We start from the raw sequence: 4285 nt of genomic DNA on the forward strand, positions 1-4285 counted from the left end.
GCTAATGGTAACATGATTAATGAATCGACTGAAAAGTGTCAAGTTTTTAGACACTTTTTCAGAAAAAATAATAACCCATTGATAAATAAATATCTTTTCTGTCTAAAAAACCGACAGTCAAAAAGAAGAATCCGTTTTTTTCAAAAAATTTTAAAAGAAAATAAAGAAATGAAAATCTTTGCCGTTAAAATAACTCTCTGGACAATTTCGAACAAATTATCTATATGTTCAATAAATCTGAAACTAATGAAAGGTGATAGTGATGAAGAAAATGGAATTTACCCCTCAATGGATTGCTTGGGAAATTACAGGCAAATGCGACCTCAACTGCATTCATTGCAGAGCCAAAGCAAGCTTTATTGAAAATCCGAATGAACTCAAAACTGAAGAAATATTCCACACAATGGACAACATCGCCTCCTTTTCAAAACCTGTAATAATACTTACAGGAGGCGAACCTCTTTTGCGCGAGGATGTTTTTGACATCATTGCCTACGGGCGCAAAAAGGGGTTTCGTATGGCAATGTCTCCGAATGGCCATTCCATAACTGAAGAAAAAGCAAAAATGATGAAAGAAGCTGGCATTCAGATGATTTCAATCAGTTTAGATGGAAGCACAAAAGAAGTGCACGACAATTTTAGAAGGCAGGAGGGCTCCTTTGAAGGCACAATGAAGGGTATTGAAACGGCAAAGAAATATGGAATAGATTTTCAAATAAACTCATCATTTTCAAAGCGAAATCAAGATGAAATTCCCAAGATGCTTGAACTTTCAAAGCGGCTTGGCGCCAAAGCATGGTTTATGTTTATGATTGTCCCCACAGGACGCGGAAAAGAGATTATAGATGAATTGATTGACAGCGAAGACTACGAAAAAATACTCAACTGGTTCTATGAAGAGCAAAAGAAGAAAGAAATTTTTATGCGTCCTGTATGCGCTCCCCAATACTTCCGTATAAAGGCACAACGAGCAAAAGCAGATGGCTTGAAAGTGCAAGGGGAAGGCAGAGGATTCCGTGCAGAAAGCAAAGGTTGTCTTGGAGGACAGACATTTGTATTCATTTCAAGAATAGGAGATGTTTCACCTTGCGGATATTTTCCAGCAAAGGCAGGCAATATTCGAGAAGCATCATTCGAAGAAATATGGAAACATTCTAAGCTCTTCAAGGACTTGCGCAATTGGAAGTCCTACAAAGGAAAATGCGGAATATGTGAATATAATCCTGTATGCGGAGGGTGTCGTGCAAGAGCACTTGCGCTAAAAGGGGATTATATGGAAGAAGAACCCTATTGCCCTCATATACCGGCACGAATTAAGGTAGCATAAAAAACATTTCTCTATATCGATTGAAAAGGGGAAGTTGACTGAAACAGAATAGCAAAAAAATTCATTAATGATTAATTGCCATTTCCATCCTTTGCTTTTACATCAGGATAAAGTTTCTTTGCGCATTCAGGACAAAGCCCGTGGCTGAAATCTGCATCGGAATGGTCTCTGATGTAAGATTCTATCTGAGTCCAATATCCACTGTCATCTCTGATTTTTTTACAAGAAGCGCATATAGGAAGCATACCGCTTAATGTTTTGACTTTCTTTAAAGCATCTTGCAGTTCATTTATCAATTTTTCTCGTTCTGCCTCAGCTTCTCTTCGAAGTGAAATATCGTTAAGGAATCCTTCTAAAAAGACAAAATTTCCTTTCTCGTCAAAAACAGGACGGGCATTCAATGAGCCCCAAATTTTTTCCCCATTTTTTTTATAAAGCTCTAATTCGTAATTTGTAACAATGTTTCCCTGCTTCAATAAATTGAAAAGATGTTCGCGCCTTTTGGCATCTACATAAAACAACCCATTCTTATCTGGCTCACTTTCAATTAGCTCTTGTGGAGAATCATAACAAAGAATTTCAGCCATTCGTGCATTTGCGCTAAGGAGTCTGCAATCCGAAGTATTCTGAAATATCCCTTCAGCGGCGTTTTCAATTATAGAGCGATACCTGATTTCACTCTCCTGAAGTTGTTTCAATGTGGTTCGGATATTTTCCATCATAAACTGCAAAGAGTTTCTCAATATCTCCATTTCATCCCCTTTTTCAAGGCTTTGAATATTTTCCTCAAGCTCATCTTTAACAAACTCGCCAACATCTTTTGTCAAACTTTCCACCTTTCTTACCCACAACATTGTAAAGCCAAGCAAAGCTAACACTAACAATATAGCCAAGCTAAGCCTCATCCCCCGATCCTTGCTTAAAAGTCGATCACTGAATTCACGAGCTCTACTCTTTTCAACAAGTATGGCAAGATGAAGATCAACCTCCGCACTTCCATAATCCTCAAAACCCTTTCTGGCTATAATGAATTTGTGAGACAAATCTTCAAGCAGGTCGCCTTTTTTAATTGATTCATTGATATTGGATGCCACAATTCGCGGCGGTGTTCCCGATATCAATACGACAGGAAGATCATCCTCAGCAGTATATGGGAAAACATGTCTCATCCATACGTCATCTATCTTCTTAAGAAGCACAAGATAAATTTTATGAGACTTCATCGTAATATCAACCTTTGCAGCCGATAGAAAATATGGAGTTCCTGCAATCTCAGTCAAAAGCACCTGTCCAATAGCTTTTGGAATAAGATAGGGAATCGATTCAATTTCCTCATTGGTGAGTTTTTCCCCTATGGGCGTATAAATCTCTTTAAATCTTCCATCATAGCTGATAAGAAAAAAGTGATTCGGGAGGACCGATCTCCACCGATTCTGAGGCGGAAGCCATTGAGGCAATTTTTTGTGATATTGATAAAATGTCCCTTCACTTCCTCTATCTGAAATAGTGTCAACATATGAAGCTAAACACTCCTCTTCAGACAACATAAGATTAACTGCATAAAATTGCGACTTGTATTCATTCATTTTCTGTCTCGAGGAGCGCAAGTTTCTGCCCAATTCTTCACTCAATTCACTTTCAGCATAATTTCTAAATTGGTGTGAATGAATATAATCGAGGCAAAACCATACGATAGTAGAAATTAAAACCCCTAAAACAACAATTTTTATTCCTAAAGGAAAGCGGGTAAGAAACTTTTTCATTTTTTCGGCTCACCTATTAATTCGTCGCCGTAAAAACGCCATCCATTTTTTTGCAGCTTATCATATGTAACCAAATATTTTAGTTTTTTATCTTCCGTGAGATTCTTTTTAATATAGGAAATCAGCTTTTCGGTATAGGGATTTTCAGCGATTCCTGTCCACCTTGCAAGATTCAAAACTTTATAGAATGGATACCTTCCTTCAGCTAATGCATTTTTGTCTTTCGGACTAATTCCATCGATTTGTAAAGATTTTACTTTCTCACCCCATCCATTATAATCAAGCTTCCATCTCGCAACAAAACCAATGCTTCCTCGCAAAGCCGCAACACGTGCAAGCATATCAGGAATACTTGCCACCTCTTGGCGCGTCAAAGAAAAGAGATTTTCATTATCAAGAATTCTTCTCCAATGTCCTGCGCGAAGCTTGCAGTGCAGGCGAGTAATTACCGATATCGGTTTTTTAAACGATTTCGCATCGATGCTTGAAAGCTCATCCCATCTATTTATCTCTCCTGCAAAAATCTTTTGCACATCTCTAAAACTCATATTAGTAATAGGATTTGCATTATTTACGATTACTGCATTTGGAGTAATGCCTATTGTATCGAATACAAGCCCCGGCAGACGGTCTGTTGGCGCCGGTGGACAACAAAAACCTCCTATATCGACTTCCTTTCTATTCAACATCCCCGCAGATATCCCACAGGTTCCTTTAAAGATAACGATTTTCAAGTTTTCCTCTTCAGCAAATTTTTCAATCAATTTATCAACCAATGGATATAGATGCTGGTCTAAAACAGCTACAACATCTGCGTCCTTGTACTTAGTTGAATACTTGATTTTCTGTTTTTTCCATTCCGGTCTAACTATCGCCATTCTTTCGTCAGGTTTATAAAAGGAGGGACCTTGTAAACTGTTTTCTTCTGCAAGGAGATGAGGATGAAAAAGGGGAAAAATTAAAATAAAAAACAAAACATTCCGCAAAAGAAAAAAGGAGTTTCTTTCATTTAAACTATTTTTATTCATATTGACCATAATAAATTTAAGGTAAAAGTTTAATTTATTGATTTTATTATATCTGATATTGAAAATTATTTTAATACTTAGTTAGTCAACTGTTTATATTTAATCGTTAAACAAATACTTTTTATTAGTATTCATTATAAAAAAACATTATTCAAAGAGCACAATAA

General features: G+C 36.8%; 3 protein-coding genes. 1 reads left to right on the top strand and 2 read right to left on the bottom strand.

Going from position 1 to position 4285, the window contains the following annotated elements; translation table 11 throughout:
- The first annotated feature begins 271 nt into the window (after positions 1 to 271).
- A complete protein-coding gene (locus D6734_11130; GenBank protein RMF92934.1) occupies positions 272 to 1327 on the top strand; it encodes a radical SAM protein in 1056 nt (351 codons plus the stop codon).
- A gap of 71 nt (positions 1328 to 1398) precedes the next feature.
- On the opposite strand, the gene D6734_11135 is transcribed toward D6734_11130, so the two are convergent.
- A complete protein-coding gene (locus D6734_11135) occupies positions 1399 to 3090 on the bottom strand; it encodes a PAS domain S-box protein (GenBank protein RMF92932.1) in 1692 nt (563 codons plus the stop codon).
- Complete coding sequence (locus D6734_11140; GenBank protein RMF92933.1) at positions 3087 to 4127, bottom strand: hypothetical protein; 1041 nt, start codon at positions 4125 to 4127, stop codon at positions 3087 to 3089. The genes D6734_11135 and D6734_11140 overlap by 4 nt, the downstream gene beginning before the upstream one ends.
- Positions 4128 to 4285: the final 158 nt, after the last annotated feature.

The organism is Candidatus Schekmanbacteria bacterium (genome assembly GCA_003695725.1).
GTDB lineage: Bacteria > Schekmanbacteria > GWA2-38-11 > GWA2-38-11 > J061 > J061.

Coding starts and splice junctions, on each gene's coding strand:
- D6734_11130 (RMF92934.1), top strand. CDS start 272: ATGGAATTTACCCCTCAATGGATTGCTTGGGAAATTACAGGCAAATGC.
- D6734_11135 (RMF92932.1), bottom strand. CDS start 3,090: ATGAAAAAGTTTCTTACCCGCTTTCCTTTAGGAATAAAAATTGTTGTT.
- D6734_11140 (RMF92933.1), bottom strand. CDS start 4,127: ATGGTCAATATGAATAAAAATAGTTTAAATGAAAGAAACTCCTTTTTT.